Origin of the sequence: Xanthomonas cucurbitae, from assembly GCF_002939885.1 — a bacterium.
In the GTDB taxonomy this organism is placed as follows: Bacteria; Pseudomonadota; Gammaproteobacteria; order Xanthomonadales; family Xanthomonadaceae; genus Xanthomonas; species Xanthomonas cucurbitae.
The window spans coordinates 1-1,958 of record NZ_MDED01000097.1; the positions used below are offsets into that span (position 1 = coordinate 1).

Genomic DNA, 1,958 nt, shown 5'->3' on the forward strand with positions numbered 1-1,958 from the left:
AGGAGTTCCTGAGGCTCAAGATCATCGCCAGCTTCCTGCCCGCGCTACCCGAAAATGCTCGATTGCACCCACAGTGATCCGCGAAGACCCAACTTTCTACGCAACTCCGCCAGTTCCTGGTCATAGATAGTGGGGTCAGGAAGGTCGGCCGCCAAAGCACTGGTGAAGGCCCTGCTGCCGCCACCCACGATAGTCAAGCGCGGGGTTTGCAGGGCAAGCAATCTCCGCACGGTTAGCGGGAGGTCTGAATCAGCTGGGTCACCCTTGAACTCAGGCAAGTAGACGACCACTTGGAGCGTGGGGTTGAGCAAGGCGGAACGAATGAGCCGATTGATGTGCTCGTCGCCGAATCCATAGCCACTGATGATGAGAGCCGTCTGCGGGCGAGCCATAAACTCCGCGAATCGTCGCAGAAGTTCGCCCATGACATAACCCACGGTCTGGAGATATTTCGCGGCACGTGGCAGGACCAAGTAACTCAACGTGTCATCGACGCGTTCCAAAAATTTGTAGATGTCGCGCCAAGCCTCGGAGGCCGATACCTCATACAAACTGTGGTCAACTTCCTTCCAGGTCAATGACCCGTGGAGCTTGGCCAAGTAGATGTTGTAAACGCCGAAACGGGCCTCTCCCTTGGCTTGGGCATTGCGGAACCCGAGGTCGAAGCTTTGGGGCGAGAAGCGGCGGCTATGCACACCTAAGAAGCCGTTGATGACTTGAAGGTCTACCGATTCCGCTGCCCACTCGATGGCCAAGTCATAGTTGGTCGTGAAGACCCATGGCGCCGGCTGGCCAGGCTGGCGCGCGGCGACTAGCTTCTGAAGAATCGAGCGATGGGCTCCCAACTCATTGGCCAAGTCGGCACCCAGAGGCGATTTCCACCAATCTTCCTTTAGCTTCGCAGCGCTTACGACAGCTCTAAAAAGCGCTGCTCTCGTCTTTTCAGCCTGCGTAAGTTCAGGACTTGACTGTCTTCTCCACTCAAGGATGGCAATCTCAAGCTTATCCAGAAGGACTTCGAAGTTTGGCAGGCTTGTGACTGGGACCGCATTGGACAGTGCGGGTGGATCTGGAGTAACTCCAGGTGGCAGGGGCGGAGGTGGCAGGGGCAGCAACCTCCTTTCGTCGTCATTGATGAACTTCTGGGACAGAAGCCAATCAGCCTCGGCCTTATTGCCGAGCAAAAAGCTGGTCCACAGCATCCTCATCGTCTGACCACCGGCAGAGCATGAGGCTCCGGCTCCGAGCAATAAACCGACGTTTTCTAACCTCAACAGAGAAGCGAGATAAGCCTGAAGTTCTATCTCGTCAGTGATCTGCTTCCCGCCGCGATACGCAACTATGCTCATGCCGCCCCCTGTTCGTTGAGTCTTCGCCAACCGACAACTTCAATCGAAATTCTTGCATATCGTTCCATCCAGCTTTCCCGCTAAATCGTCATGCGCGGTCCTTGCTCCTGCTGCGTTGTCTGCTGTTGGGTCTGCTCCATCTGCTGCTGACGCACTTGGTCTTGCTTGATGACCTCGGCCTGCTGAAGGTTCTGCTGGGCCGGCTGCTGGGAGGCATCGCGTCCATCGACATGGGCATGGAAGATTGGCGCGACTCCCATCCCATGCGGGGCGTAGACCGCGAAGACGTTGTGGGCCCCGTCCTTCCCCAGCCCCCCAGTGACCTGGTCCACACGCTTCAGCAAGGGGTCTTCGGTCTGCTGCTTGTAGAGCGACGCCGACACGTTGCGGCTCTCCTCGTCGTTCCAGTTCCCAGTTCCTTTGACCCAGTCATGGATGCGGGCATAAGTCTGATGGTCGGGATGAGCGGCGTTGTCGGCCAAAATCTGCTGCGGCTGGATATCATTTTCTGCCTTCAACTCAGAGGGTGTTTACATAATTAACCAGTCAGCCGCGCCAGCAGCAATCGCGCTTGAGCCAGCCATACCCACGCCTCGGCCACCTTGGGCA

General features: G+C 57.2%; 1 protein-coding gene and 1 pseudogene. Both read right to left on the minus strand.

Annotation, left to right across the window (positions count from 1 at the left end; all coding sequences use genetic code 11):
* Positions 1-44 precede the first annotated feature (44 nt).
* Positions 45-1,349, minus strand: a complete 1,305-nt coding sequence (locus tag XcuCFBP2542_RS18835; RefSeq protein ID WP_104605755.1) for an SIR2 family anti-phage-associated protein — start codon at positions 1,347-1,349, stop codon at positions 45-47.
* Between the two features lie 80 nt (positions 1,350-1,429).
* A pseudogene (locus XcuCFBP2542_RS18840) lies at positions 1,430-1,843 on the minus strand (XVIPCD domain-containing protein); the annotation flags it as partial.
* Positions 1,844-1,958 lie beyond the last annotated feature (115 nt).

Excerpts from the sequence above, each read along its gene's own strand:
- XcuCFBP2542_RS18835 (WP_104605755.1), bottom strand. The coding sequence starts at position 1,349 with ATGAGCATAGTTGCGTATCGCGGCGGGAAGCAGATCACTGACGAGATA.